At 71.7% G+C, this 23,255-nt stretch carries 18 protein-coding genes and 1 tRNA gene; 9 read left to right on the forward strand and 10 right to left on the reverse strand.

Annotated elements, in window-relative coordinates; all coding sequences use genetic code 11:
- The first annotated feature begins 13 nt into the window (after window positions 1-13).
- The 5 genes from C1703_RS19415 to C1703_RS19435 all read left to right on the forward strand — a co-directional run bounded on the left by C1703_RS19415 (window position 14) and on the right by C1703_RS19435 (window position 6,914).
- On the forward strand, window positions 14-2,029 hold the full coding sequence (locus C1703_RS19415) for a copper resistance protein CopC (RefSeq protein ID WP_114254065.1): 2,016 nt from the start codon (window positions 14-16) through the stop codon (window positions 2,027-2,029).
- A gap of 6 nt (window positions 2,030-2,035) precedes the next feature.
- Window positions 2,036-3,322 carry an iron uptake transporter deferrochelatase/peroxidase subunit gene (efeB, locus tag C1703_RS19420; RefSeq protein ID WP_114254066.1) on the forward strand — a complete coding sequence of 429 codons (1,287 nt, stop codon included), beginning with the start codon at window positions 2,036-2,038 and terminating at the stop codon, window positions 3,320-3,322.
- A gap of 62 nt (window positions 3,323-3,384) precedes the next feature.
- Complete coding sequence (gene pheA / locus C1703_RS19425) at window positions 3,385-4,317, forward strand: prephenate dehydratase (protein ID WP_114254067.1); 933 nt, start codon at window positions 3,385-3,387, stop codon at window positions 4,315-4,317.
- A 519-nt stretch (window positions 4,318-4,836) separates the two neighbouring features.
- Complete coding sequence (gene serS, locus C1703_RS19430) at window positions 4,837-6,114, forward strand: serine--tRNA ligase (RefSeq protein ID WP_114254068.1); 1,278 nt, start codon at window positions 4,837-4,839, stop codon at window positions 6,112-6,114.
- On the forward strand, window positions 6,111-6,914 hold the full coding sequence (locus C1703_RS19435) for an HAD family hydrolase (protein WP_114254069.1): 804 nt from the start codon (window positions 6,111-6,113) through the stop codon (window positions 6,912-6,914). The genes serS and C1703_RS19435 overlap by 4 nt, the downstream gene beginning before the upstream one ends.
- Before the next feature lie 18 nt (window positions 6,915-6,932).
- Here C1703_RS19435 and C1703_RS38990 read toward each other — a convergent pair.
- The 6 genes from C1703_RS38990 to C1703_RS19460 form a co-directional block, all read right to left on the reverse strand.
- Window positions 6,933-7,040: transfer RNA gene (locus tag C1703_RS38990), tRNA-OTHER, on the reverse strand.
- Between the two features lie 282 nt (window positions 7,041-7,322).
- A complete protein-coding gene (locus C1703_RS19440) occupies window positions 7,323-7,580 on the reverse strand; it encodes a hypothetical protein (protein WP_114254070.1) in 258 nt (85 codons plus the stop codon).
- Between the two features lie 100 nt (window positions 7,581-7,680).
- Window positions 7,681-8,400, reverse strand: coding sequence for an ABC transporter permease (locus C1703_RS19445; protein WP_031115241.1), 720 nt, complete (start codon window positions 8,398-8,400; stop codon window positions 7,681-7,683).
- Between the two features lie 9 nt (window positions 8,401-8,409).
- Window positions 8,410-9,321 (reverse strand): ABC transporter ATP-binding protein, encoded by a 912-nt coding sequence (locus tag C1703_RS19450; protein WP_114254071.1) that lies wholly within the window; start codon window positions 9,319-9,321, stop codon window positions 8,410-8,412.
- Window positions 9,318-10,226: an ABC transporter permease gene (locus C1703_RS19455; protein ID WP_114254072.1), complete on the reverse strand. Its 909-nt coding sequence runs from the start codon at window positions 10,224-10,226 to the stop codon at window positions 9,318-9,320. The genes C1703_RS19450 and C1703_RS19455 overlap by 4 nt, the downstream gene beginning before the upstream one ends.
- Window positions 10,216-11,184, reverse strand: coding sequence for an ABC transporter ATP-binding protein (locus C1703_RS19460; RefSeq protein WP_114254073.1), 969 nt, complete (start codon window positions 11,182-11,184; stop codon window positions 10,216-10,218). Before C1703_RS19460 ends, C1703_RS19455 begins: the two co-directional genes overlap by 11 nt.
- Window positions 11,185-11,352: 168 nt before the next feature.
- Between C1703_RS19460 and C1703_RS19465 the strand changes: the two genes are divergently transcribed.
- From C1703_RS19465 to C1703_RS19480, 4 genes are all read left to right on the forward strand, one after another.
- Entirely contained in the window at window positions 11,353-13,110 is a 1,758-nt protein-coding gene (locus tag C1703_RS19465) for an SDR family oxidoreductase (RefSeq protein WP_114254074.1), read from the forward strand.
- Between the two features lie 139 nt (window positions 13,111-13,249).
- Window positions 13,250-13,798 carry an RNA 2'-phosphotransferase gene (locus C1703_RS19470; RefSeq protein WP_114254075.1) on the forward strand — a complete coding sequence of 183 codons (549 nt, stop codon included), beginning with the start codon at window positions 13,250-13,252 and terminating at the stop codon, window positions 13,796-13,798.
- A 111-nt stretch (window positions 13,799-13,909) separates the two neighbouring features.
- Window positions 13,910-14,812: an LLM class flavin-dependent oxidoreductase gene (locus C1703_RS19475; protein ID WP_114254076.1), complete on the forward strand. Its 903-nt coding sequence runs from the start codon at window positions 13,910-13,912 to the stop codon at window positions 14,810-14,812.
- Between the two features lie 174 nt (window positions 14,813-14,986).
- Window positions 14,987-15,883, forward strand: coding sequence for an HAD-IIB family hydrolase (locus C1703_RS19480; protein ID WP_198678219.1), 897 nt, complete (start codon window positions 14,987-14,989; stop codon window positions 15,881-15,883).
- 56 nt (window positions 15,884-15,939) lie between these two features.
- Here the strand turns inward: C1703_RS19480 and C1703_RS19485 are convergent, their stop codons facing one another.
- The 4 genes from C1703_RS19485 to C1703_RS19500 form a co-directional block, all read right to left on the reverse strand.
- Window positions 15,940-16,995, reverse strand: coding sequence for a M23 family metallopeptidase (locus tag C1703_RS19485; protein ID WP_114254078.1), 1,056 nt, complete (start codon window positions 16,993-16,995; stop codon window positions 15,940-15,942).
- A 154-nt stretch (window positions 16,996-17,149) separates the two neighbouring features.
- Entirely contained in the window at window positions 17,150-20,692 is a 3,543-nt protein-coding gene (gene cydD, locus C1703_RS19490) for a thiol reductant ABC exporter subunit CydD (protein ID WP_114254079.1), read from the reverse strand.
- 12 nt (window positions 20,693-20,704) lie between these two features.
- A complete protein-coding gene (cydB, locus tag C1703_RS19495) occupies window positions 20,705-21,709 on the reverse strand; it encodes a cytochrome d ubiquinol oxidase subunit II (RefSeq protein ID WP_114254080.1) in 1,005 nt (334 codons plus the stop codon).
- Between the two features lie 20 nt (window positions 21,710-21,729).
- A complete protein-coding gene (locus tag C1703_RS19500; protein WP_114254081.1) occupies window positions 21,730-23,235 on the reverse strand; it encodes a cytochrome ubiquinol oxidase subunit I in 1,506 nt (501 codons plus the stop codon).
- Between the last annotated feature and the right edge of the window lie 20 nt (window positions 23,236-23,255).

A 23,255-nucleotide genomic window follows, 5' to 3' on the forward strand; every position in this document is an offset into this window, starting at 1 on the left:
GGGAGGGACCACTGTGACGCAGACCATCGCCCCCCGCGTCCGGACTCTGGTGCTGCTGCTCCTGGCCGCGGCCTGCGCACTCCTCGCCGGAGCCGGTCCGGCCTCCGCGCACGCCGCGGTGACGGGCAGCGACCCCGCGCAGGGGGCGGTGGTCGACAAGGCCCCGGCCCGGATCACGCTCACCTTCTCCGAGCAGGTCGCGATGTCCGACGACTCGCTGCGCGTGCTCGACCCCGAGGGCAAGCGCGTCGACCTGGGCAAGCCGTCCGACGTCAGCGGCACGACGTACGCCGTGCGCCTGCGGTCCGGCCTGTCCGACGGCACCTACACGGTGGCCTACCAGGTCGTGTCGGCGGACAGCCATCCCGTCTCCGGCGCCTACACCTTCTCCGTCGGCGCGCCCTCCAAGACGTCCGTGACGGTCTCCGGGCAGGGGACCGACGACGGCGTCGTCGGCTGGCTGTACGGCTTCGGGCGGTACGTGTCCTACGCCGGGTTCATCGTGATGGTCGGCGGCGCCGCCTTCGTGCTCGCCTGCTGGCCCCGCGGTTCCGGGGTGCGGCCGGTGCAGCGGTTCGTCGTCTCCGGGTGGCTCGCGCTCACCGCCGCGACCCTCGCCCTGCTGCTCCTGCGCGGCTCCTTCACCGGCTCCGGGAAGGTCGCCGACGTCCTCGACCTGTCCCTCCTCGGGCAGGTGCTGCAGACCAAGACCGGCGCGGCCCTGGTCTCCCGGCTGCTGCTGCTCGCCGCCGCCGCGCTGTTCATCGCCGTGCTGTTCGGGTCGTACGACAAGCGTGACGACCCGCGGGAGAAGCGGGACCTGACCTTCGGTCTCGCCATCGGCGGCGTCGTCGTGGCCGCCGGGCTCGCCGCGAGCTGGGCGATGTCCGAGCACGCCTCGGTCGGGCTCCAGGCGGGCATCGCCATGCCGGTCGACGTCGTCCACCTGCTGGCCGTCGCCGCGTGGCTGGGCGGACTCGGCGCGCTGCTGGCCGCCCTGTACCGGGCACCCGCCGACGCGCCCGTCGACGCGTCCGCCGTACGCCGCTTCTCCCGTGTCGCCTTCGGCAGCGTGCTCGCGCTGATCGCGACCGGGGCGTACCAGTCCTGGCGCCAGCTCGGCTCCTGGTCGGCCTTCACCGACACCCGCTACGGCCAGCTCCTCCTGGCCAAGATCGCCCTCGTCGTCGTCCTCGTCGGCGTCGCGTGGATCTCGCGCCGGTGGACGGGACGGCTGACGGAGGCGGTGCCGGCGGAGCGCGAAAAGGTGCGGGCCGGGGTGGGGGCCTCCGGTGACACCGACGCCGAGACCGACGCCGCCGAGGAGCCCGCTGCCGGGGAGTCCGCCGCCGAGCGCGCCGATGACGGGCCTGCTGCCGGGGAGTCCCCTGCCGCGCCCGCCGCCGAGGAGCCCGCTGCCGACAAGCCCCCCGCCGAGCCCGCCGACGCCGAGCGCGCCGCCCAGCTCGCCCGGCAGCGGGCCGCTCGGGACGCCGCCCGGCAGAAGCGGCTGCGGGACGCCGACCCCGGCCGCTCCGGCCTGCGCCGCTCCGTGCTGGCCGAGGCCGGCATCGCCGTCGTCCTGCTCGCCGTCACCACGGTGCTGACGCAGACCGAGCCGGGACGTACGGAGCAGGAGGCCAAGGCGGCCACCTCGTCCTCCGCCTCCGCCGACGCGGGCGCCTCCGGGGCGCTCACCCTGAACATGCCGTTCGACACCGGCGGCAAGGACGGCAAGGGCATCGTCACGGTCGACCTCGACCCCGCGCGCGTGGGCGGCAACGAGCTGCACGTCTACGTGGAGCGGCCCAACGGACGCGCCTTCGACATCCCCGAGGTGAAGGTCGAGTTCACCCTGGAAGCCAAGGACATCGGGCCCCTGCCCGTCGTCCCCGACCACATCACCACCGGACACTGGTCGGCGAACGGAGTGCAGATCCCCATGGCCGGCGACTGGGAGGTCGACGTGACCGTGCGGACCTCCGACATCGACGAGGTGACCGTTTCCAAGAACGCGCAGATCGGCTGAACGACCATGCCTGACCAGTCCATTCCGCAGGCCCGTACCCCCGACACCGTTCCCGGGGAGAACGAGACGGCCTCCTCCCAGGGCATCTCACGGCGGCGGCTGCTCGGCACCGCCGGCGCCACCGGGCTCGTGCTCGGCACCGCCGGCGCGGCCGTGGGATACGCCGCCGCTCCCTCCGAAGCCGCCGCTCCGCTGACCTCGCTCGGCACGGACCGGGCGATGTTTCACGGGAAACATCAGCCCGGCATCACCGACGGCCTCCAGGCCCGCGGCCACCTCGTCGCCTTCGACCTGGCCCCGGGTGCCGGCCGCAAGGAAGCCGCCGCCCTGCTCCGCCGCTGGTCGGAGACGGCCCGGCGGCTGATGGCGGGCGAGCCGAGCGCCCACGACGACACCGACGTCGCCCGGGACGCCGGTCCTTCGTCGCTGACGATCACCTTCGGCTTCGGCCACAGCTTCTTCGCCCGGACCGGCCTGGAGAAGCAGCGCCCGGTCGCCCTCGACCCGCTGCCCGAGTTCTCCTCCGACCACCTCGACAAGAACCGCAGCGACGGCGACCTGTGGGTGCAGATCGGCGCCAACGACGCCCTGGTCGCCTTCCACGCCCTGCGCGCCGTCCAGAAGGACGCGGGCCGGGCCGCCAAGGTGCGGTGGCAGATGAACGGCTTCAACCGCTCCCCGGGCGCCACCGCCCACCCCATGACGGCCCGCAACCTCATGGGCCAGATCGACGGCACCCGCAACCCGAAGCCGAGCGAGCCCGACTTCGACCAGCGGATCTTCGTGCCGGAGCAGGGCGAACCGGCCTGGATGGCGAACGGCTCCTACGCCGTCGTCCGCCGGATCCGCATGCTCCTCGACGACTGGGAGAAGCTCTCCGTCAAGGCGCAGGAGGACGTCATCGGGCGCCGCAAGTCCGACGGGGCGGCGCTGTCCGGGGGCACCGAGACGACCGCGATGGACCTGGAGAAGACGGACGCCAAGGGCAACCTCGTCGTCCCGATCAACGCCCACGCCCGCATCACCCGGCCGGACCAGAACGGCGGCGCCGCGATGCTCCGCCGCCCGTTCTCCTTCCACGACGGCATCGACGCCGACGGGGTGCCCGACGCGGGCCTGCTCTTCATCTGCTGGCAGGCCGATCCGCTGCGCGGCTTCGTGCCGGTGCAGCGCAAGCTCGACCGGGGCGACGCCCTGTCCGCGTTCATCCGCCACGAGTCGAGCGGGCTGTTCGCGGTGCCCGGCGGGGCCGCGGAGGGCGAGTACGTGGGGCAGAAGTTGCTGGAGGGGTGAGAGCGCGGCTCTGTACGGGCTTGTGGGGGATAGCGCTTCCGCAAGCCCATTAGGGTGAGGTCATGCCAGCGAGCTATGCGTATCTCGGCCCCGAGGGCACCTTCACCGAAGTCGCCCTGCGCACGCTTCCCGAGGCCGCCACCCGCGAACTCATCCCGTACGTGTCCGTCCAGTCCGCGCTCGACGCGGTACGCGCCGGCGAGGCCGAGGCCGCGTTCGTGCCGATCGAGAACTCCGTCGAGGGCGGCATCACCACCACCCTCGACGAGCTGGTCGCCGGCGCGCCGCTGATGATCTACCGCGAGGTGCTGCTGTCCATCACCTTCGCGCTGCTCGTCCGTCCGGGCACGCGGCTGTCGGACATCAAGACCGTCTCCGCGCACCCGGCCGCCCAGCCGCAGGTGCGCAACTGGCTGAAGAAGCACCTCCCGGACGCGCACTGGGAGTCGGCCGCCTCGAACGCGGACGCCGCCCGATTGGTCCAGGAGGGCCAGTACGACGCCGCCTTCGCCGGGGAGTTCGCCGCCGCCCGCTACGGGCTGGAGGCCCTGGAGACCGGGATCCACGACGCGGAGAACGCCCAGACGCGGTTCGTGCTGGTCGGCCGGCCCGCCCGGCCCGCCGCCCCGACCGGCGCGGACAAGACCTCGGTCGTGCTGTGGCAGCGCGACGACCACCCCGGCGGCCTGCGCGACCTGCTCGGCGAGTTCGCCACCCGCGGCATCAACCTGATGCTGCTCCAGTCCCGGCCCACCGGTGCGGGCATCGGCAACTACTGCTTCTGCATCGACGCCGAGGGCCACATCTCCGACCGCCGGGTGGCGGAAGCCCTGATGGGCCTGAAGCGGATCTGCCTCCAGGTGCGCTACCTCGGTTCGTATCCGCGCGCCGACTTGCAGCCGGGGGAGGTGCGGGCGCCGCGGCCGGGGACCTCGGACGAGGAGTTCCTCGCGGCCTCGGACTGGGTCGCGCGGTGCCAGGACGGCCGGTTCTAGGCCGGTCGTACCTGCTGATAGTCGTTATCCACAGAAGTTATCCACAGGTCCGCTTCTCGACCTGGGGACAAGTCGACAACGAAGCGTGAGTCAGTCGACAAATCGCCCTACAGCCCCCTGATGCGTCCATCAGCAGGCAGGTCACCCTTCGTCCACCGTTTTCCCTTGCGTAACTCTTTGGGGTGACCCGTTTCCACTCGAAAGTGAGGGTAAAGGGGGTTTGCGACGGGAATTCTCAGGGATGACCACGCCTTCCGGAGTGATCAATTCCGAAGTCCACAGATCTTCCACACAGCCTGTGGATAACTCTTCGGCGGGTGTGGATCCCTGTGGACAACCCAAGCCCAAGTCCCCTTCCCCGCAAGGGATTCGGGTCAATGCCACGCCGCCCGGATGCCTCGTTCCAGGGAAAGGCGCCCTCTTTATTGACACTGAGCGCAATTCCCCCATAACGGTACGTAAGGCGCGCTCGGAATAGTGAGTCGTGGGCGGTCATCCCGCACCGGTAGCCTTGAGCGCGTGATTGACCTTCGCCTGCTCCGTGAGGACCCCGACCGTGTGCGCGCGTCGCAGCGCGCCCGTGGAGAGGACGTCGCGCTCGTCGACTCCCTCCTGTCTGCCGACGAGCGGCGCAGGTCGTCCGGCGTCCGCTTCGACGAGCTGCGCGCCGAGCAGAAGGCGCTCGGCAAGCTGATCCCCAAGGCGTCCGGGGACGAGAAGGCCGAGCTGCTGAAGAAGGCGAGCCAGCTCGCCGCCGACGTCAAGGCCGCCGACGCGGAACGCGACGCGGCCGCCGCCGAGACCCAGGAGCTGCTCCAGAGGCTCGGCAACCTCGTCCACCCGGACGTGCCCGTGGGCGGCGAGGAGGACTTCGTCACGCTGGAGACGCACGGCACGATCCGCGACTTCGCCGGCGAGGGCTTCGAGCCCAAGGACCACCTGGAGCTCGGCCAGCTCCTCGGCGCGATCGACGTGGAGCGTGGCGCCAAGGTCTCCGGCTCGCGCTTCTACTTCCTCACCGGTGTGGGCGCCCTGCTGGAGCTCGCCCTGGTGAACGCGGCGATGGCCCAGGCCACGGCGGCCGGCTTCACGCCGATGCTGACCCCGGCCCTGGTCCGCCCCCAGTCCATGGCGGGCACGGGCTTCCTCGGCCAGGCCGCCCAGGACGTCTACCACCTCCCGGCCGACGACCTCTACCTCGTCGGCACCTCCGAGGTCGCGCTCGCGGCGTACCACATGGACGAGATCCTCGACGCCGACCGCCTCCCGCTGCGCTACGCGGGCTTCTCGCCCTGCTTCCGCCGCGAGGCCGGCTCGCACGGCAAGGACACCCGGGGCATCTTCCGCGTGCACCAGTTCGACAAGGTCGAGATGTTCTCCTACGTCACGCCGGAGGACTCGCAGGCCGAGCACCAGCGGCTGCTGGAGTGGGAGAAGCAGTGGCTGACCTCGCTGGAGCTGCCGTTCCGGGTCATCGACGTGGCCTCCGCCGACCTCGGCTCCTCGGCCGCCCGCAAGTTCGACTGCGAGGCGTGGATCCCGACGCAGGGCAAGTACCGCGAGCTGACCTCGACCTCGGACTGCACCGAGTTCCAGTCCCGCCGCCTGTCGATCCGCGTCCGTGACGGCAAGCAGGTCCGCCCGCTGGCCACGCTCAACGGCACGCTCTGTGCCGTCCCGCGCACGATCGTGGCGATCCTGGAGAACCACCAGCAGCCCGACGGCTCGGTGCGCGTGCCCGAGGTGCTGCGTCCGTACCTGGGCGGGCGTGAGGTGCTGGAGCCGGTCGCCAAGTGAGCGCCGGTTTCCCCTACCGACTCGTCGCCACCGACCTCGACGGAACGCTCCTGCGCTCCGACGAGTCGGTCTCGCGGCGCACCCGTGACGCGCTCGCCGCCGCCACGGCGGCGGGCGCCGCGCACATCGTCGTCACCGGCCGCGCGGTCCCCTGGACCCGGCACATCCTCGACGACCTCGGCTACCAGGGGCTGGCCGTCTGCGGCCAGGGCGCGCAGGTGTACGACGTCGGCGCGCGCCGCCTGCTGACGTCGGTCACGCTGGACCGGCAGCTCGCCGGGGTGGCGCTGGCCAAGATCGAGGCGGAGGTCGGCCCGCTGTACCTGGCGGCGAGCCGCGACGGCCTGGACGGCGAGGTGCTGGTGGGCCCGGGCTACGCGGCGCACGGCAACCTGCCCGCGACTCCCTTCACGGACGCGTCGGACCTGTGGGCCGCGCCCCTGAACAAGCTGTACATCCAGCACCCGACGCTGAGCGACGACGAGCTGTGCGAGGTGGCCACGCGCACCGCCGGCGGTTTCGTCACGGTCGTCATGGCGGGCGAGGGCATCGTCGAGCTCCTGCCCCTGGGCCTGTCCAAGGCGACGGGCCTGTCCCTGGCGGCCCGCCGGCTCAAGGTGAAGGCGGCCGACACGATCGCCTTCGGCGACATGCCCAACGACATACCGATGTTCGCCTGGGCCTCCTACGGCGTCGCCATGGCGGACGCCCACGAGGAGCTGAAGGCCGTGGCCGACGAGGTGACGTCCTCCAACGAGGAGGACGGGATCGCGGTCGTGCTGGAGCGGTTGCTGGGCTGAGCCTGCGTGTCGCGGGTGTGGCGGAGGATGCACGGATCGAACGTGCGCGGGCTGTTCAGCCCGACCATGACTCGCTCTTGATCAAGCACAGCGCAAGCCAGTGCCTTACCACTCGGCCAATCCTCCGGGTGGGCGGCCTCACGCGAGGTGCGACTCGCGTGCTCGAAGCGGCCGCCCCGGGCAGCTCCCCGTGCGGGGCGGGTTCTACGGAGAGGTAACGGCTACTCCGGAACCCGCCGCGGGCTGCCCTGCGGGGAGCTGGACGTACTGCCGTGCATGGACATCGTCCGGCTCCTCTCCCAGAACGTGGCGCCGGCTCGAGTGAGCCCGGCGGTGACGAGAACTACTCTGCCTGCCGGGCGAATTGGACGCCACCGAATAAATCGGCGGCCGGGCCGGACCGGTGGCCTACTTGCGCCTGCGCCACCCGCGCCTGCGGGCCTTGCTGAAGAACCAGCCCGCGGGCGGCTCGTCGGAGCGCCAGGGCTGCGGTTCCGGTTCCTCGCGGCGCCAGCGCTCGGCGAGCATCCGGGCCCGGGCGGACGGCTCGGTGGTCTCGGCGGAGCGTATGAAGTCCTCGTCCAGGACGAGGTCGTCCCAGGCGTCGGCACCGGACCCGGAGCCCGGCTGCCCGCGGTCGTCGTACTGAGCCCTTTCGCCCGCCATGCGTGTCCTCCCCGGCCGTCCAACTCCCGTGCGGTTCCCTACATCCCGTTCGCCCAGTGTGCCCTGACAGAGGTGAAGCCTCCGTCAAGGCCGGGGCACGTCACTCCTCGCCGGCGAGCGTGAGCGAGCGCAGCTTCTGACCGGCGTACCAGGTGGCCAGGACCGTGACCGCCACCAGCAGGACCGTCGCCGTGGTCAGGCCCACGTCCGAGGTCACCAGGTCCCCGCCGGACACCTTCTGGGCCACGGCCAGCGACCACTGCTGGACGCTCAGCGTGCGCGCGCCCGGCACCAGGGAGCCGAACAGGGCCTCCCAGACCAGCGCGTAGACGAGGCCGAACACCACGGCGTGCCGGGAGACCGTGCCGAGCAGCAGGAACAGGGCCGCATACGCGATGGACGCGACCAGGGCCGCCACCGTGTACGCCACGGCGATCTGCTGGCCGTTGCCGTTGAGGATGAAGCCGGCGATGAGCGTCGGCACCGCGGAGAACACCATGGTCACCGCGATGGCGACGATCAGCTTGGTGAAGATGATGGTCGGCCGCTTGATCGGCTTGGACAGCAGGTACACCACCGAGCCGTCGTCGATCTCCGGGCCGATGGCACCGGTGCCGGCGATGACGCCGATGATCGGCACCATCGTGGCCAGGGCGAGGCCGCCGAGCAGGTCGGACGCCGTCTGGTCGTCCGCTCCGGCGAGGGCGCGTACGGCCACGGCGATCACGATGAGCAGCAGCGGCAGCGCGCCGAGGATGAGGGCCCGGCGCCGGCCGAGCAGGGCCCGGTAGGTGAGCCGGGCGACTGTGGGGTCGTACATCAGGGCCTCCTACGCCGCGACCAGGTACGAGAAGACGGACTCGAGGGACTCGTCGGACGGCGAGACCGTGAGCAGCCGGATGCCGTGGTCCCTGGCGACCTTGGGCAGCAGCGCGGTGAAGCGGCCGAAGTCGACGGCCTGGATGCGCAGCGCGCCCTCGGCGTGGTCGACCTCGATGCCCGACGTCGACGGGTCGGCGATCAGCGCGGCCGCGAGGGCGCGGTCGTCGCTGGAGCGCACCAGGTAGCGGTGCGGCCGGTCGGTCATCAGGCGGCGGATCTTGCGGAAGTCGCCGCTGGCCGCGTGCCGGCCGGCGACGACGACCTCGATGTGCCAGGCGAGTTGCTCGACCTCTTCGAGGATGTGGGACGAGAACAGCACCGTGCGGCCCTCGTCGCCCATGCGGCGCAGCAGGTCCATCAGCTGCATGCGCTGGCGCGGGTCCATGCCGTTGAAGGGCTCGTCGAGCAGCAGCAGCGACGGGTCGTGGACCAGGGCGCTCGCCATCTTCACGCGCTGGCGCATGCCCTTGGAGTACGTCTGGATCTTGCGGTCCTGCGCGTACTCCATCTCGACCGTCGCCAGGGCCTTCTGGGCCGCCTTGGCGCCCAGGCCGTGCAGCTCGGCGTTGGCGAGGACGAACTCCTTGCCGGTGAGGAAGTCGTACATCGCCTCGCGCTCGGGGACGACGCCGATGTGCTGGTAGATCTTCTCGTTGCGCCAGACGGGCTGCCCGTCGAGGGTGACCGTGCCGGTGGAGGGGGCCAGGAAGCCGCCCATCATGTTGATGAGGGTGGACTTCCCGGCGCCGTTGGGGCCGAGCAGGCCCGTGACGCCGGGGCCGATGGTCATGGTGATGTCGTTGACGGCGACCACGTTGCCGAACCAGCGGGAGACGTGGTCGATGGAGAGCGTGGTCACAGTCCCACCTTCTTGTAGCGGCGCATCAGGAGGCCGTAGCTCGCCGCGATCAGGCCGAGGGCGACGAGGACGAAGACGACGCCTTCGGCGGTGCTCGGGCCCACCCCGCCGGGGAAGGCGGAGGTCGCGCCGAGGAAGGCCGACTGCACCCCGTCGACGATCGTGATGGGCGAGAACAGCCCGATCCACGGCACGGCGTCGGCGCTGCCCTGCACGTCGGCGATGGCCTGGAGGGTGGAGACGGCGCCGTAGGTGATGGTCAGCACGGCGATGACGGCCGCGATGCCGAAGCCGCGGCGCGGGGTGAAGGACGCGATGACCAGGCCGATGCCGGCGAAGAGCAGTGAGAGCAGTGCCACGGAGACGAGTCCCTGTGCGAATCCCTTGGTCTGGTCGGCGAAGTCGAGCTTGGCCAGCAGGGCGCCGACGTAGAGCACGAGCAGGGGAGCGGCCGTCAGGATGAACAGCGCCGAGGCCAGTGCCGCGAACTTGGCGCGCACGTAGTCGGCGGTCTCGATGGGCCGCGAGAAGTACAGGGGCACGGTCTTGAAGCGCAGGTCGCGCGAGACCGACTGGGGCGCCTGCGAGGCGACGTACAGGCTGATGACCGCCTGCATGACGATCGCGTAGCGCGTGTAGTCCAGGGGCAGTTCCTTGGCCTTGGTGGCGACCGCGACGGCGACCATGATGGCCGCGGGCACGCACATCACCACGAACAGCAGCATCGGCAGCACCTTGGACTTGACCGAGCGGCCGAGGCCGTAGGAGCCGCGCAGGGACTGCGAGTACAGGGAGCGGCGGGCGTAGGCGCGGCCCAGGCGGGGGCCGTCGTAGCTGCGGTAGCCGATGTTGTGGATGCGGGTCTGGTCACCCGGCTGTGTCGCCAGGGGCTGCTCAACCGCCATGGCCGACCGCCTCCTTCCGCTGTTGGTGCTGGTCACTGGTCGTGAAGACCTCGGAGATGTGGTGCCGGCGCTGCTCCATGCGCACCAGGCCCAGTCCGAGATCGGCGATCACGTCCCTGACCAGGTCGTACGTCTCCTCGCCCTGCGCGGTCAGGAGCAGGACGTGGCCCGCGCCGGGCAGGCCGCTGCCGTCCTCGACGCTCACCCCGCGCGCGTGCAGCGCCTCGCGGACCGCGCGGGTGCCGTCCGGGTGCTCGTCGGTGTCGGTGACCTCGATCGCGAGGGTCGTGGTGGTCTGGGTGAAGTCCGTGGTGGAGCTGGAGCGCAGGAGCTTGCCGCCGTCGATGACGACCACGTGGTCGCAGGTGCGCTCCAGTTCGCCCAGGAGGTGCGAGGTGACCAGGACCGAGATGCCGAAGTCGGTGTGGATGCGGCGGATCAGGCCGAGCATCTCGTCGCGGCCGACCGGGTCGAGGCCGTTGGTCGGCTCGTCGAGGAAGACCAGCTGCGGGTCGTGGACGAGGGCCTGCGCGAGCTTCACGCGCTGCTTCATGCCGGTCGAGTAGCCGCCGATGGGGCGGTAGCGCTCCTCGTACAGGCCGACGTGGCGCAGCGTGTCGGCGGTGCGCTCGCGCGCGGCCGTGGGCGGCAGGCCGGACATGCGCGCCATGTGGACGACGAACTCGGTGGCCGAGACGTCCGGCGGCAGGCAGTCGTGCTCCGGCATGTACCCGACGCGCTCGCGGATGGCGGCGCCCTTGGTGGCGACGTCGAGGCCGAGCACTTCGGCACGGCCCTCCGTGGCGGGGGACAGGCCCAGCAGGATCTTGATCAGTGTGGACTTGCCGGCCCCGTTGGCTCCGACGAGTCCGGTCACACCGGGCCCGACGTCCACGGAGAGCCGGTCAAGCGCGGTCACCCGGGGGAACCGCTTGCTCAGGCTTTCGGTCGCGATCACAGTCACCCCTCGAAGGTAGGGGCCGGGTACGTGGCGGTCGTCACTCCGCAGGTCTGTCTTCGGGTCAGCCTGGAGTAGTACGGGCCCTTAGGGGGTCTGGTTCTCGAGGGTTACCCCGAGCGGGGAGCTCCTATTGACGAACTCTCTAACAACTGCCAGATTCGCCGGATGACGTTGCTCACGGGCGCGCGGGAGCGCAGGGTGCGGACCGGCGAAGTCGAGCTGTGCGTGGCCGAGCTGGGCGATCCCGGCCGGCCGACGGTCGTGCTGGTGCACGGCTACCCCGACAGCAAGGAGGTCTGGTCGGAGGTCGCCGCGCGGCTCGCGGGTCGGTTCCACGTGGTGGCGTACGACGTCCGCGGCCACGGCCGGTCGACGGCGCCGCGGCCGCTGCGGGGCGGCTTCACGCTGGAGAAGCTGACGGACGACTTCCTGGCCGTCGCGGACGCGGTGAGCCCGGACCGGCCCGTGCACCTGGTGGGGCACGACTGGGGCTCGGTGCAGGGCTGGGAGTTCACCACCGTCGAACGCACCGAGGGCCGCGTCGCCTCCTTCACGTCGGTGTCCGGGCCGTCCCTCGACCACTTCGGCCACTGGCGCGACCGGCGCGTGAAGCGCCCCACCCCGCGCCGGGTCGGCCAGCTCCTCGGGCAAGGCGCCAGGTCCTGGTACGTCTATCTGCTGCATACGCCCGTGCTGCCCGAGCTGGCCTGGCGCGGCCCGCTCGGCAAGCGGTGGCCCCGGGTCCTGGAGCGCGTCGAGAAGGTGCCCCGGGGCGACTACCCCACCTCGTCCCTGCCCTCGGACGCCGCCCACGGTGCCTGGCTGTACCGCGACAACGTACGGCACCGGCTGCGCGACCCCCGCCCGGACGCGTACGCCCACGCCCCCGTGCAGCTCGTCACGCCCCTGGGCGACCGGTTCCTGTCGGAGCGGCTCCACGACGACCTGGAGCAGTGGGTGCCGCGGCTGACCCGGAGGACGGTCCAGGCGGGGCACTGGATTCCCCGGACGCGTCCCGACCAGCTGGCCGCCTGGATCACGGAGTTCGTGACGTCCGTCGAGGACGACCGGCCCCGGCCGGCGGCGGGCGGCAGGCACGCCGAGCGGTTCGGCGGGCAGCTCGTACTGGTCACCGGGGCGGGCAGCGGCATCGGGCGGGCGACGGCGCTCGCCTTCGCCGAGGCCGGCGCGCGCGTGGTCGCCGTCGACCGGAACGCGGAGGCGGCGGCCCGCACCGCCGAGTCCTCCCGCCTGGCGGGCGCGCCCGAGGCCTGGGCGGAGACGGCCGACGTCTCCGACGAGCAGGCCATGGAGCGCCTCGCCGCGAAGGTCGGCGCCGAGTACGGCGTGGTCGACGTCCTCGTGAACAACGCCGGGATCGGACTGTCCGGCTCCTTCTTCGACACCACCCCGGAGGACTGGAAGAAGGTCCTCGACATCAACCTGTGGGGCGTGATCCACGGCTGCCGGCTCTTCGGCCGGCGGATGGCCGAGCGGGGGCAGGGCGGCCACATCGTCAACGTGGCCTCGGCGGCGGCGTATCAGCCGTCCCGGGCGCTGCCCGCGTACAGCACCTCCAAGGCGGCCGTGCTGATGCTCAGCGAGTGCCTGCGGGCGGAACTCGCCCGGCAGGGGATCGGCGTGACGGCGGTCTGCCCCGGCTTCGTCAACACCGCCATCACCTCCACGGCGCACTTCGCCGGGGTCGACGCCGAGGAGGAGAAGCGGCTCCAGCGGCGCGTCGCCCGTATCTACGGGCTGCGCAACTATCCGCCGGAGAAGGTGGCCGGGGCGATCCTGCGGGCCGTGGCACGCAACGAGGCGGTGGTTCCGGTGACGCCGGAGGCCCGGGGCGCCCGGGTACTGTCGCGGTTCGCGCCGGGGATCTTGCGGCGGATCGCGCGGGTGAAGCCGCCGGTCTGACGGCTCAAGACAGCGTAAACGAAGGCCAGTTGTCCACAGAATCGCCAATTCCCCTGTGGATAACACCACTTGGCTGTGGATCAAACCTGCGGATCGAAACTCGATCGCGTGATTCACGTCTCTCCCGCACCCTGGTCGCATGAACGAGAGACGCACCGTGAAGGTGTCGAAGTACCTTTCCAAACACCTCCGCCACCAGCCGGAACGGATCGGGCTGGTGCTCGACGAGGGCGGCTGGGTCGAGATCGACGCGCTGATCGCCGCAGCCGCCGCGCACGGCTTCCGCTTCACCCGCGACGAACTGGACCACGTCGTCGCCGCCAACGACAAGCGGCGCTTCGCCGTCGAGGGCACCCGGATCCGCGCCAGCCAGGGCCACAGCGTGGAGGTCGACCTCGGGCTGCCGCCCGCGACCCCGCCCGCGGACCTCTACCACGGCACCGTCGCCCGCGCCCTGGACGCGATCCGGGCCGAGGGGCTCCGGCCGATGAACCGGCATGCCGTGCACCTCTCACCCGACCGCGAGACGGCGACCCGCGTGGGAGTCCGGCGTGGCCGTCCGGTCGTGCTGGAGGTGGACGCGGCGGCCATGCACCGCGACGGCCACGTCTTCCACGTCAGTGCGAACGGGGTCTGGCTGACCCAGGCCGTACCGCCGGGGTATCTGCGGTTTCCCGATCCTCACTGACCTACCGATCCCCACGGACCTAGCGATCCTCACTGCCCTACCGTTCGTGACCGAGGGTGACTGTTTCACGTGAAACAGGGGCACCCGCAGGGGTCCCTTAGGCTCGACGTCATGAGTTTGCGTCTGAGCACCGTGATCCTCCCCCACCGCCGCTGGCACGAAGGCGGCCGTGCGACCTGGACGCGCGCCGAGCAGCTCGGCTTCCACACCGCGTACACCTACGACCACCTGTCCTGGCGCAGCTTCCGGGACGGCCCGTGGTTCGGCGCCGTGCCGACCCTCACCGCCGCCGCGACCGTCACCGACCGGCTGCGGCTGGGCACCCTGGTGACCTCGCCGAACTTCCGGCACCCGGTGCCCCTCGCCAAGGAGCTGATCTCCCTGGACGACATCTCCGGCGGGCGCGTCACGCTCGGTATCGGCGCGGGCGGATCCGGCTTCGACGCCACCGCGCTCGGCCAGGAGCCGTGGACGCCGCGGGAGCGCGCCGACCGCTTCGGTGAGTTCGTCCCGCTGCTCGACCGGCTGCTCAGCGAGAGCGCGGTGTCCTTCGAGGGCGACTTCTACTCGGCCCACGAGGCGCGGAACATCCCCGGCTGCGTGCAGCGTCCCCGGCTGCCGTTCGCGGTGGCCGCGACCGGGCCGCGCGGGATGCGGCTCGCCGCCCGGTACGGACAGGCGTGGGTGACCACCGGCGACCCCAAGCTGTACGAGAACGGCACTCCCGACCAGTCGATTCAGGCCATTCGCGGACAGGCGGAGAAGCTGGCCGACATCTGCGCCGAGATCGGCCGGGACATGACCGACCTCGACAAGGTCCTGCTCACCGGGTTCACCCCGGAGCGCGGCGGCCCGCTGCAGTCCCTGGACGCCTTCGTCGACTTCGCCGGCCGGCACGCGGAACTGGGCTTCACCGAGCTGGTGATCCACTGGCCGATCCCCGACTCGGACTTCGCGGCGGACGAGAAGGTCTTCGAGCGGATCGCCATGGAGGCGCCGGCGCAGCTGCGCTGACGTGTCCGGCCGGTGAGGGGCTTCTGGTCAGCAGCTCTTGGTGAGCAGCTCTTGGTGAGCAGCTCTTGCTACGGAGTCCGGGTGAGGGGCTCCTGGAGGAGTTCCTGGTGAGGGGCTCCTGGTGAGGGCGGTATCCACTCACTTGTGCGGAGTCCCGCACGCCCGTGCAGGCATATGCGGGACAATGGCCGGGTGACCTCAGCGACCCGACAGCCCGAGACCGCCGCCCGGACCCTCCCGCCGCGGCTGATCGCCACCGACCTCGACGGCACCCTGCTGCGCGACGACAAGTCGGTGTCCCCCCGCACGGTCGCCGCCCTGGCCGCCGCTGAGGAGGCGGGCATCGAGGTCTTCTTCGTCACCGGCCGCCCGGCCCGCTGGATGGACGTCGTCAGCGACCACGTGCACGGCCACGGCCTGGCGATCTGCGGCAACGGCGCCGCCGTGGTCGACCTGCACGGCGGCCCCGGCGCCCACCGGTTCGTGAAGGTGCGGGAGCTGGCGCGGGAGAACGCCCTGGACGCCGTACGGCTGCTGCGCGAGGCGGCGCCCGGCACGGTGTACGCGGTGGAGCAGACGTACGGCTTCTATCAGGAGCCGGCGTACCCGAAGCTGCACATGGAGATACCGGACAGCCTCGCCCCGGCCGAGGAACTGCTGTCTGCGGACCATCCGGCGGCCGCGGAACCGGTGCTGAAGATCCTCGCCTACCACCCCGAGATCGACCCCGACGCCTTCCTCACCCTGGCCCGGCTCGCCATCGGCGACCGCGCCAACGTGACCCGCTCCAGCCCCAGCGCCCTGCTGGAGATCAGCGGCCCCGCGGTGTCCAAGGCCAGCACGCTCGCCCTGTGCTGCGCCGAGCGCGGCATCTCGCACGAGGAGGTCGTCGCCTTCGGCGACATGCCCAACGACGTCGAGATGCTCACCTGGGCAGGCCGGTCGTACGCGATGGGCAACGCCCACCCGGACGTGATCGCCGCCGCGTCCGGGCGGACGGTCGCGAACAACGACGACGGGGTGGCGGTCGTGATCGAGGAGCTGCTGGCCGAGCTGCCGGGGCGGCCTTAGCCGCAGGTCCGCCGATCCGCGGGTCCGCCATCCGCGGGTCCGCCGGTCCGCCCTGGTCAGAGCGACACCCCTCGAGCCGCCAGCCACGACACCGGGTTCACCGCCGAGCCCATCTCCGGCGTGACCCGGGCCTCGAAGTGCAGGTGGGGTCCCGTGGAGTTGCCCGTGCTGCCCGACTGGCCGATCCACTGGCCCGGGCTGACGTGCTCGCCCTGGTCGACCGCGACCGACGCGAGATGGGCGTACTGCGTGTAGTAGCCGCCCGCGTGCCTGAGCACGATCTCGATGCCGAAGGCGCCGCCGCAGGACACCCTAACGACCTGGCCGGCGCCCACGGCCCGCACGGGCGTGCCGATCGGCACCGCGAAGTCCTGCCCGGTGTGCCGGCTCGACCACCGCGCACCGCCGCTGCCGTAGGACGCGGACAGCTCGTACGTCTCGACGGGCGCGACCCAGTCGCTGGCGAACCCCGTCTCCGGCTGGTCGAGCCGGACGGCGCCGCGGCAGGCCCCGGCGGCGACCGAGGCGTCCGCCTGCCCCTGGAGCTGGGAACGTGCCGCTTCGAGCTTCTGCTCGATGTCCGACTTCAGAGCGGCGAGCCGGGTGTTCCGCGTCTCCAGTGCCTCCCACTGGGCCGCTGCCTTGGCCTCGTCCGCCGCCAGGCGCGCCTCGGCCCGGCGGTTCTTGGAGATCGCGTTGTTCAGGGCGAGATCCGCCTGCGAGAAAGCGTGCTGACCGCGCATCAGGTCGTCGGGGCTGTCGGCCAGGATCATCTGCGCGGCCACCGGCAGGCCACCGCTGGTGCGGTACTGGGCGCGGGCGATCCGCCCCAGGTCCTCGTGCAGATCGGCGATGTGCCGCCGCTGGGCGTCCAGGAGCTCCTCCGCCCGCTGGGCCCTGGCCCGTTGCTCGTCGGCCTCCTTGCGGCCGGCCTCGTACTGCTGGGTCGCCACCGCGGCCTCTTCGTACAGCCGCACCACCTCGGCGCTGAGGCCACTCGCGCCGCTGCCGCTCCCGGGTTCCTTCTCCACCGCCGTGGGCCGGGCCCCGAGGACCGCCAGCGCGCCCAGCAGGACCGGAACCAGCAGCCGCAGACGGCGATGTGAGCGCATGTCAGTGATCGTCGCCCAGCCCGGCGGTCCCGGTCCTGTTCATGTCGTACGGCCGGGGGACCGGCTGCCCCGAACGGATCAGCGCGGCGCCGGGTCCCGGCCGGGACCAGCCAGCCCGGGGCCTTGGCGGCGGGCCCCGGCTGGTCCGTACGCGTCAGGGCGCTCCCACGAGGGACTCCGCCGCCGCCTCGCGCTCCGCCATGTCCCGCAGCGGCCCGTCCGCGGACACCAGCTCCGCGTACGGCCCGCGCTGCACCACCCGTCCGCGATCCAGCACGAGCACCTCGTCCACCGCCTCCAGACCCGCCAACCGGTGCGTGATGAGCAGCGTCGTGCGCCCCTCCGTGGCGGCCAGCAGGTCCGCGGTGAGCGCGTCGGCGGTCGGCAGGTCCAGGTGCTCGGCGGGCTCGTCCAGCACCAGGACGGGGAAGTCGGCGAGCAGGGAGCGGGCCAGCGCCAGCCGCTGCCGCTGCCCCCCGGACAGCCGCGCCCCGTGCTCGCCGACCAGCGTGTCGAGCCCGTCGGGCAGGCTGTCGGCCCACTCCAGCAGCCGGGCCCGGCCCAGCGCGGCGCGCAGTTCGTCCTCGGTGGCGTCCTTCCGGGCGAGCAGCAGGTTCTCGCGCAGCGAGCTGTCGAAGAGGTGCGCGTCCTGCGCACACAGCCCGACGAGCCCGCGGACGTCGTCGCCGAGCAGGGCGTACGCGTCCACCCCCGCGAGCGTGTAGGAACCCGCCTCCGCGTCGAGGAACCGCAGCAGCACCTGCGCCAGCGTCGTCTTGCCGGAGCCGGAGGGTCCGACCACGGCGACCCGGCGGCCCTCCTCCAGGGTCAGATCGAGGCCGGCGAGCGCGTGCCGCTCCTGCCCGGCGTGCCGCGCGGTCAGCCCCCTGACCTGGAGCGGGAACGGCGAGGCGGGCGCCTGCCGGGGCCGCTCCGGCTCCCCCACGGGCTCCGGGGCGTCCAGCACCTCGTACACCCGCTCCGCGCTGCGGCGCACCCGCTGCCGGTACTGCACGGCCAGCGGCAGCCCGAGCACGGCCTCGAAGGCGGCCAGCGGGGTGAGGACGACGACGGCCATGGTCACGCCGTCCAGCCGCCCGCTGAGGACCGCCTGCGCGCCGAGCAGGGCGGCGGCCGTGACCGTGAGGCCGGAGATCAGCGCGGTGAGCCCGTCGCCGAGGGCCGTGGCGGTGGCGGCGCGCGAGGCGATCCGGGTGAGCACTCCGTCGGCCTCGCGCGCCTGGGCGGTCCGCGCCGGCAGGGCGCCGGCGACGGTCAGCTCCGCCGTGCCGGTGAGCAGGTCGGCCACCCGCGTCGCCAGTACTCCGCGGGCGGGGGCCAGCCGGTGCTCGGCCCGCCGGGCGACGGCACCGGTGACCAGCGGCACGCCGACACCTGCGGCCAGCAGCCCAGCCGCGAGCACGGCCCCGGCCTCGGGCAGCAGCCACGCCGTGAAGCCGACGGACGCGGCCGACACGACGACGGCCGCCCCGGCCGGCAGCAGCCACCGCAGCCAGTAGTCCTGCAGCGCGTCCACGTCCGCGACCAGCCGGGAGAGCAGATCGCCCCGGCGGGCCTCGCGCAGTCCGGCGGGCGCCAGCCGCTCCAGCCTGCGGAACACCGCGACCCTGGTGTCCGCCAGCATCCGCAGTACGGCATCGTGCGAAACCAGCCGCTCGGCGTACCGGAACACGGCCCGCCCGATCCCGAACGCCCGCGTCGCCGTCACTGCCACCATCAGGTACAGCACGGGCGGCTGCTGCGACGCCCGCGAGATCAGCCACCCGGAGGTGGCCATGAGCCCCACGGCGCTCCCGAGCGCAAGGCTCCCCAGCAGCAGCGCGAGTCCCAGCCGCCCGCGCCGGGCACCGGACATGGCCCGGACGCGCGCGAGGACACCGCCGGAAGCGGGCCCGCCGCCGGACCCGGCCGACGCGGAGGGCACAGCAGGGGCGGAACTCACAACAGACTCGGGCAGCTCAGCGTTGCCGGAACGCGCGCCATGGATCGCGGCAGGCGCCACGGTCACCGTGGGCACCACGTACTCCGCAGGCACCGCGGCGCCCTCGCGCTCCGCCAACCGCACCACCCGGTCCGCCACCCCCAGCAACGCCGGCCGGTGCACCACCAGCAGCACTGTCCGCCCGGCCGCCAGCCGCCGCACGGCCGCCACGACCTCGGCCTCCGTGGCCCCGTCCAGCGCGGCCGTGGGCTCGTCGAGCAGCAGCACGGGCCGGTCCGCGAGGAACGCCCGGGCCAGCGCGAGCCGCTGCCGCTGCCCGGCGGACAGCCCCGTCCCGTCCTCGCCGAGCCGGGTGCCGGCACCCTCGGGCAGCGCGTCCACGAACTCCAGCGCCCCGGCGTCCCGCAGCGCCCTCCGGACGGCCTCGTCGTCGGCGTCGGGCCGGGCCAGCCGTACGTTCTCGGCGATCGTCCCGGCGAACAGCTGCGGCCGCTGCGGCACCCACGCGACGCGGGACCGCCACTGCTCCAGATCGGCCTGGGCGAGGTCGACTCCCCCGACCCGCACGCGCCCCTCGGCCGCGGGCACGAACCCGAGCAGTACGTGCAGCAGCGTCGACTTGCCCGCCCCGCTCGGGCCCACCAGCGCGACCGTCTCCCCGGGCTCGACGGTGAAGGACACCTCCGAGACGGCGTCCGCCGACCGCCCCGGGTACCGGACGGTCACGCCCTCGAAGGCCAGCGCCCCGTCCGGCACGGCCTTGGAACCGGGCGCCGGAACGGGCGTCTCCAGGACGGCGAAGATCTCCTCGGCCGCGGCGAGCCCCTCCGCCGCCGCGTGGTACTGCGCCCCGACCTGCCGCAACGGCAGATACGCCTCGGGCGCCAGGATCAGGATGACCAGGCCGATGTACAGGTCCATCTCGCCGTGCACCAGCCGCATGCCGATCGTCACGGCGACCAGCGCCACCGAGATCGTCGCGAGCAGCTCCAGCGCGAACGAGGAGATGAAGGCGATCCGCAGCGTCCGCATGGTCGCCCGCCGGTACTCGCCGGTGATCCGCCGGATCGACTCGGCCTGAGCCTTCGCACGGCCGAACACCTTCAGCGTCGGCAGCCCCGCGACGACGTCCAGGAAGTGCCCGGACAGCCGCGACAGCAGCCGCCACTGACGGTCCATCCGGGCCTGGGTGGCCCAGCCGATCAGCACCATGAAGACCGGGATCAGGGGCAGGGTGCCCACGATGATGGCCGCGGAGACCCAGTCCTCCGTGACGATCCGCGCCAGCACCGCCACCGGCACCACCACCGCGAGACCCAGCTGCGGCAGATAGCGCGAGAAGTAGTCGTCGAGGGCGTCGACGCCCCGGGTGGCCAGGGCGACCAGCGAACCGGTCCGCTGCCCGCTCAGCCACCCCGGGCCCAGCTGAGCGGCCCGCTCCAGCAACCGCCCCCGCAACTCCGACTTCACCGCCGCACTCGCCCGGTGCGCGGCGAGCTCGGTGAGCCAGCCGACCAGCGCCCGCCCGACCACGACGACGGCCGACAGCAGCAGGGGAGTGACGAGTTCGGACACCGTCATACGGTGCTGGAACGCGCCGACCACGACCTCGGCGATGAGCATCGCCTGCGCGATGACCAGCCCCGCCCCGATCGCTCCCAGGGCGACGACCGCCACCAGGAAACCCCGGGTGGCACGGGCGTACCGGAGCAGACGCGGATCGATTGGTTTCACGTGAAACACACCTCAGTGCACGGGATCGGCGATGTGCTGCGTACCGATCCGCTTGCGGAACACCCAGTACGTCCAGCCCTGGTAGACCATCACGACCGGCGTGGCGATCGCCGCACACCACGTCATGATCTTCAGCGTGTACGGGCTGGACGAGGCGTTGGTGACGGTCAGGCTCCAGTCGGGGTTCAGCGACGACGGCATGACGTTCGGGAACAGCGTCAGGAAGAGCACCGCCACCGTGGCCACGATGGTGAGCCCCGAGAAGGCGAACGCCCAGCCCTCACGTCCCGCCCGTGCCGCGACGAGCGCCATGACGAGCGACGCCACGGCCGCGACCGCCGCGACGAGCGACACCCCGTCACCCCGGTCGGACTGCGTCCACCCCAGGAAGGCGAGGGCCAGCAGGGCGGTGATCAGGCCGACGCGCAGCGCCAGCTTCCGCGCCCGCTCCCGGATCTCCCCGACGGTCTTGAGCCCGACGAACACCGTCCCGTGGAAGGTGAAGAGCGCCAGGGTGACCAGGCCGCCCAGGAGGGCGTACGGGTTGAGCAGGTCCAGGACGCCGCCTGCGTAGTTGAAGTCCTGGTCGATCTTCACGCCCCGCACGATGTTGCCGAAGGCCACACCCCACAGGAACGCGGGGATCAGCGAGGTCCAGAAGATCGCCGTCTCCCAGTTGCGCTGCCAGTTCTCCTCGGGCCGCTTGGCCCGGTACTCGAAGGCCACGCCCCGGACGATGAGGCAGACCAGGATGACCAGCAGCGGCAGGTAGAAGCCGGAGAAGAGCGTGGCGTACCACTCGGGGAAGGCGGCGAAGGTCGCGCCGCCCGCCGAGAGCAGCCACACCTCGTTGCCGTCCCAGACCGGCCCGATGGTGTTGATCAGCACCCGCTTCTCGGGCCGGTTCCGGGCCAGCAGCTTCGTGAGCACACCGACCCCGAAGTCGAAGCCCTCCAGGAAGAAGTAGCCGGTCCACAGGACAGCGATCAGGACGAACCAGACGTCGTGCAGTTCCATGACTGTGCAGCTCCCTCGGCCTAGTACGAGAAGGCCATCGGCTTGTCGGCGTCACGGGAGTCGCCGCCGATCTTCGTGGGCGGGTTGAGGTCGGCCTCGGTGAGTTCGGGCGGTCCCGCCTTGACGTACTTGACCAGCAGCTTGACCTCGACGACGGCGAGGATCGCGTACAGCGTGGTGAAGACGATCATCGAGGTGAGGACCTCGGCCTGGGAAACACCGGGGGAGACCGCGTCCCGCGTCTGGAACAGGCCGTAGACGACCCACGGCTGGCGGCCCATCTCGGTGAAGATCCAGCCCCAGGAGTTGGCGATCAGCGGGAAGGCCATCGTCCACACCGCCACCAGCCAGTAGAGGCGGGTGAGTCGCGGCCGGAGCGGGTTCCGGAACAGCACCAGATGCGGCACCTCGTCCTCCCCGGTCCGCCAGGCGGCCGGCAGCAGGAACTTCTTCCGCGTGAGCCACAGCCCCAGCAGGCCGATCGAGAACGACGCCATGCCGAAGCCGATCATCCAGCGGAAGCCCCAGTAGGCGACGGGGACGATGGGCTTGTAGTCACCCGGGCCGAACTTCTCCTGGAGCGCCTTGTTCGTGTCGTTGATGCCGGGCACGTACGACTCGAAGTCGCTGTGGGCCAGGAAGGAGAGCAGGCCGGGTATCTCCAGGGCGACCTTGTTGTGCCCCTTGTCGACGTCCCCGTAGGCGAACACCGAGAAGGGCGCCGGCTTCTCGCCGTCCCACAGCGCCTCGGCAGCGGCCATCTTCATCGGCTGCTGCTCGTACATGACCTTGCCCAGGGTGTCGCCGCTGACCGCGGTGAGCAGGCCGCCGACGGCGACGGTGACCAGGCCGAGCCGGAGGGAGGTCCGCATCACCGGGATGTGCTTCTTGCGCAGCAGGTGGAAGGCGGCGATCCCCACCATGAAGGCGCCGCCCGTCAGGAACGCAGCGGAGAAGCTGTGGAAGACCTGGTTGAGGGTGGTGTTCTGGGTCAGCACCAGCCAGAAGTCGGTGAGCTCGGCCCGGCCCTTCTCGCCGTTGATCCGGTAGCCGACCGGGTGCTGCATCCACGAGTTCGCGGCGAGGATGAAGTACGCCGACAGCAGCGTGCCGATCGAGACCATCCAGATGCAGGCCAGGTGGATCTTCTTGGGCAGCTTGTCCCAGCCGAAGATCCACAGGCCGATGAAGGTGGACTCGAAGAAGAAGGCGATCAGGGCCTCGAAGGCGAGCGGCGCACCGAACACGTCACCGACGAAGCGCGAGTAGTCGGACCAGTTCATGCCGAACTGGAACTCCTGCACGATGCCGGTGACCACGCCCATCGCGATGTTGATCAGGAAGAGCTTGCCCCAGAACTTCGTCGCCCGGAGGTACTTCTCCTTCTCCGTCCGCACCCAGGCGGTCTGCAGCCCGGCCGTGAGGGCGGCCAGCGAGATCGTCAGGGGGACGAACAGAAAGTGATAGACGGTGGTGATGCCGAACTGCCATCGCGCCAGGGTCTCCGGCGCCAAAGCCAGGTCCACGTCGCCGCTCCTTACATACG

The sequence above is a fragment of the Streptomyces sp. Go-475 genome (assembly GCF_003330845.1).
Taxonomy (GTDB): Bacteria; Actinomycetota; Actinomycetes; order Streptomycetales; family Streptomycetaceae; genus Streptomyces.

Excerpts from the sequence above, each read along its gene's own strand:
- cydB (WP_114254080.1), bottom strand. The coding sequence starts at position 21,709 with ATGGAACTGCACGACGTCTGGTTCGTCCTGATCGCTGTCCTGTGGACC.
- C1703_RS19440 (WP_114254070.1), bottom strand. The coding sequence starts at position 7,580 with ATGGCGGGCGAAAGGGCTCAGTACGACGACCGCGGGCAGCCGGGCTCC.
- C1703_RS19475 (WP_114254076.1), top strand. The coding sequence starts at position 13,910 with ATGAGTTTGCGTCTGAGCACCGTGATCCTCCCCCACCGCCGCTGGCAC.
- C1703_RS19445 (WP_031115241.1), bottom strand. The coding sequence starts at position 8,400 with ATGTACGACCCCACAGTCGCCCGGCTCACCTACCGGGCCCTGCTCGGC.
- C1703_RS19480 (WP_198678219.1), top strand. The coding sequence starts at position 14,987 with ATGCGGGACAATGGCCGGGTGACCTCAGCGACCCGACAGCCCGAGACC.
- C1703_RS19455 (WP_114254072.1), bottom strand. The coding sequence starts at position 10,226 with ATGGCGGTTGAGCAGCCCCTGGCGACACAGCCGGGTGACCAGACCCGC.
- C1703_RS19470 (WP_114254075.1), top strand. The coding sequence starts at position 13,250 with ATGAACGAGAGACGCACCGTGAAGGTGTCGAAGTACCTTTCCAAACAC.
- C1703_RS19465 (WP_114254074.1), top strand. The coding sequence starts at position 11,353 with ATGACGTTGCTCACGGGCGCGCGGGAGCGCAGGGTGCGGACCGGCGAA.
- pheA (WP_114254067.1), top strand. The coding sequence starts at position 3,385 with ATGCCAGCGAGCTATGCGTATCTCGGCCCCGAGGGCACCTTCACCGAA.
- C1703_RS19485 (WP_114254078.1), bottom strand. The coding sequence starts at position 16,995 with ATGCGCTCACATCGCCGTCTGCGGCTGCTGGTTCCGGTCCTGCTGGGC.
- efeB (WP_114254066.1), top strand. The coding sequence starts at position 2,036 with ATGCCTGACCAGTCCATTCCGCAGGCCCGTACCCCCGACACCGTTCCC.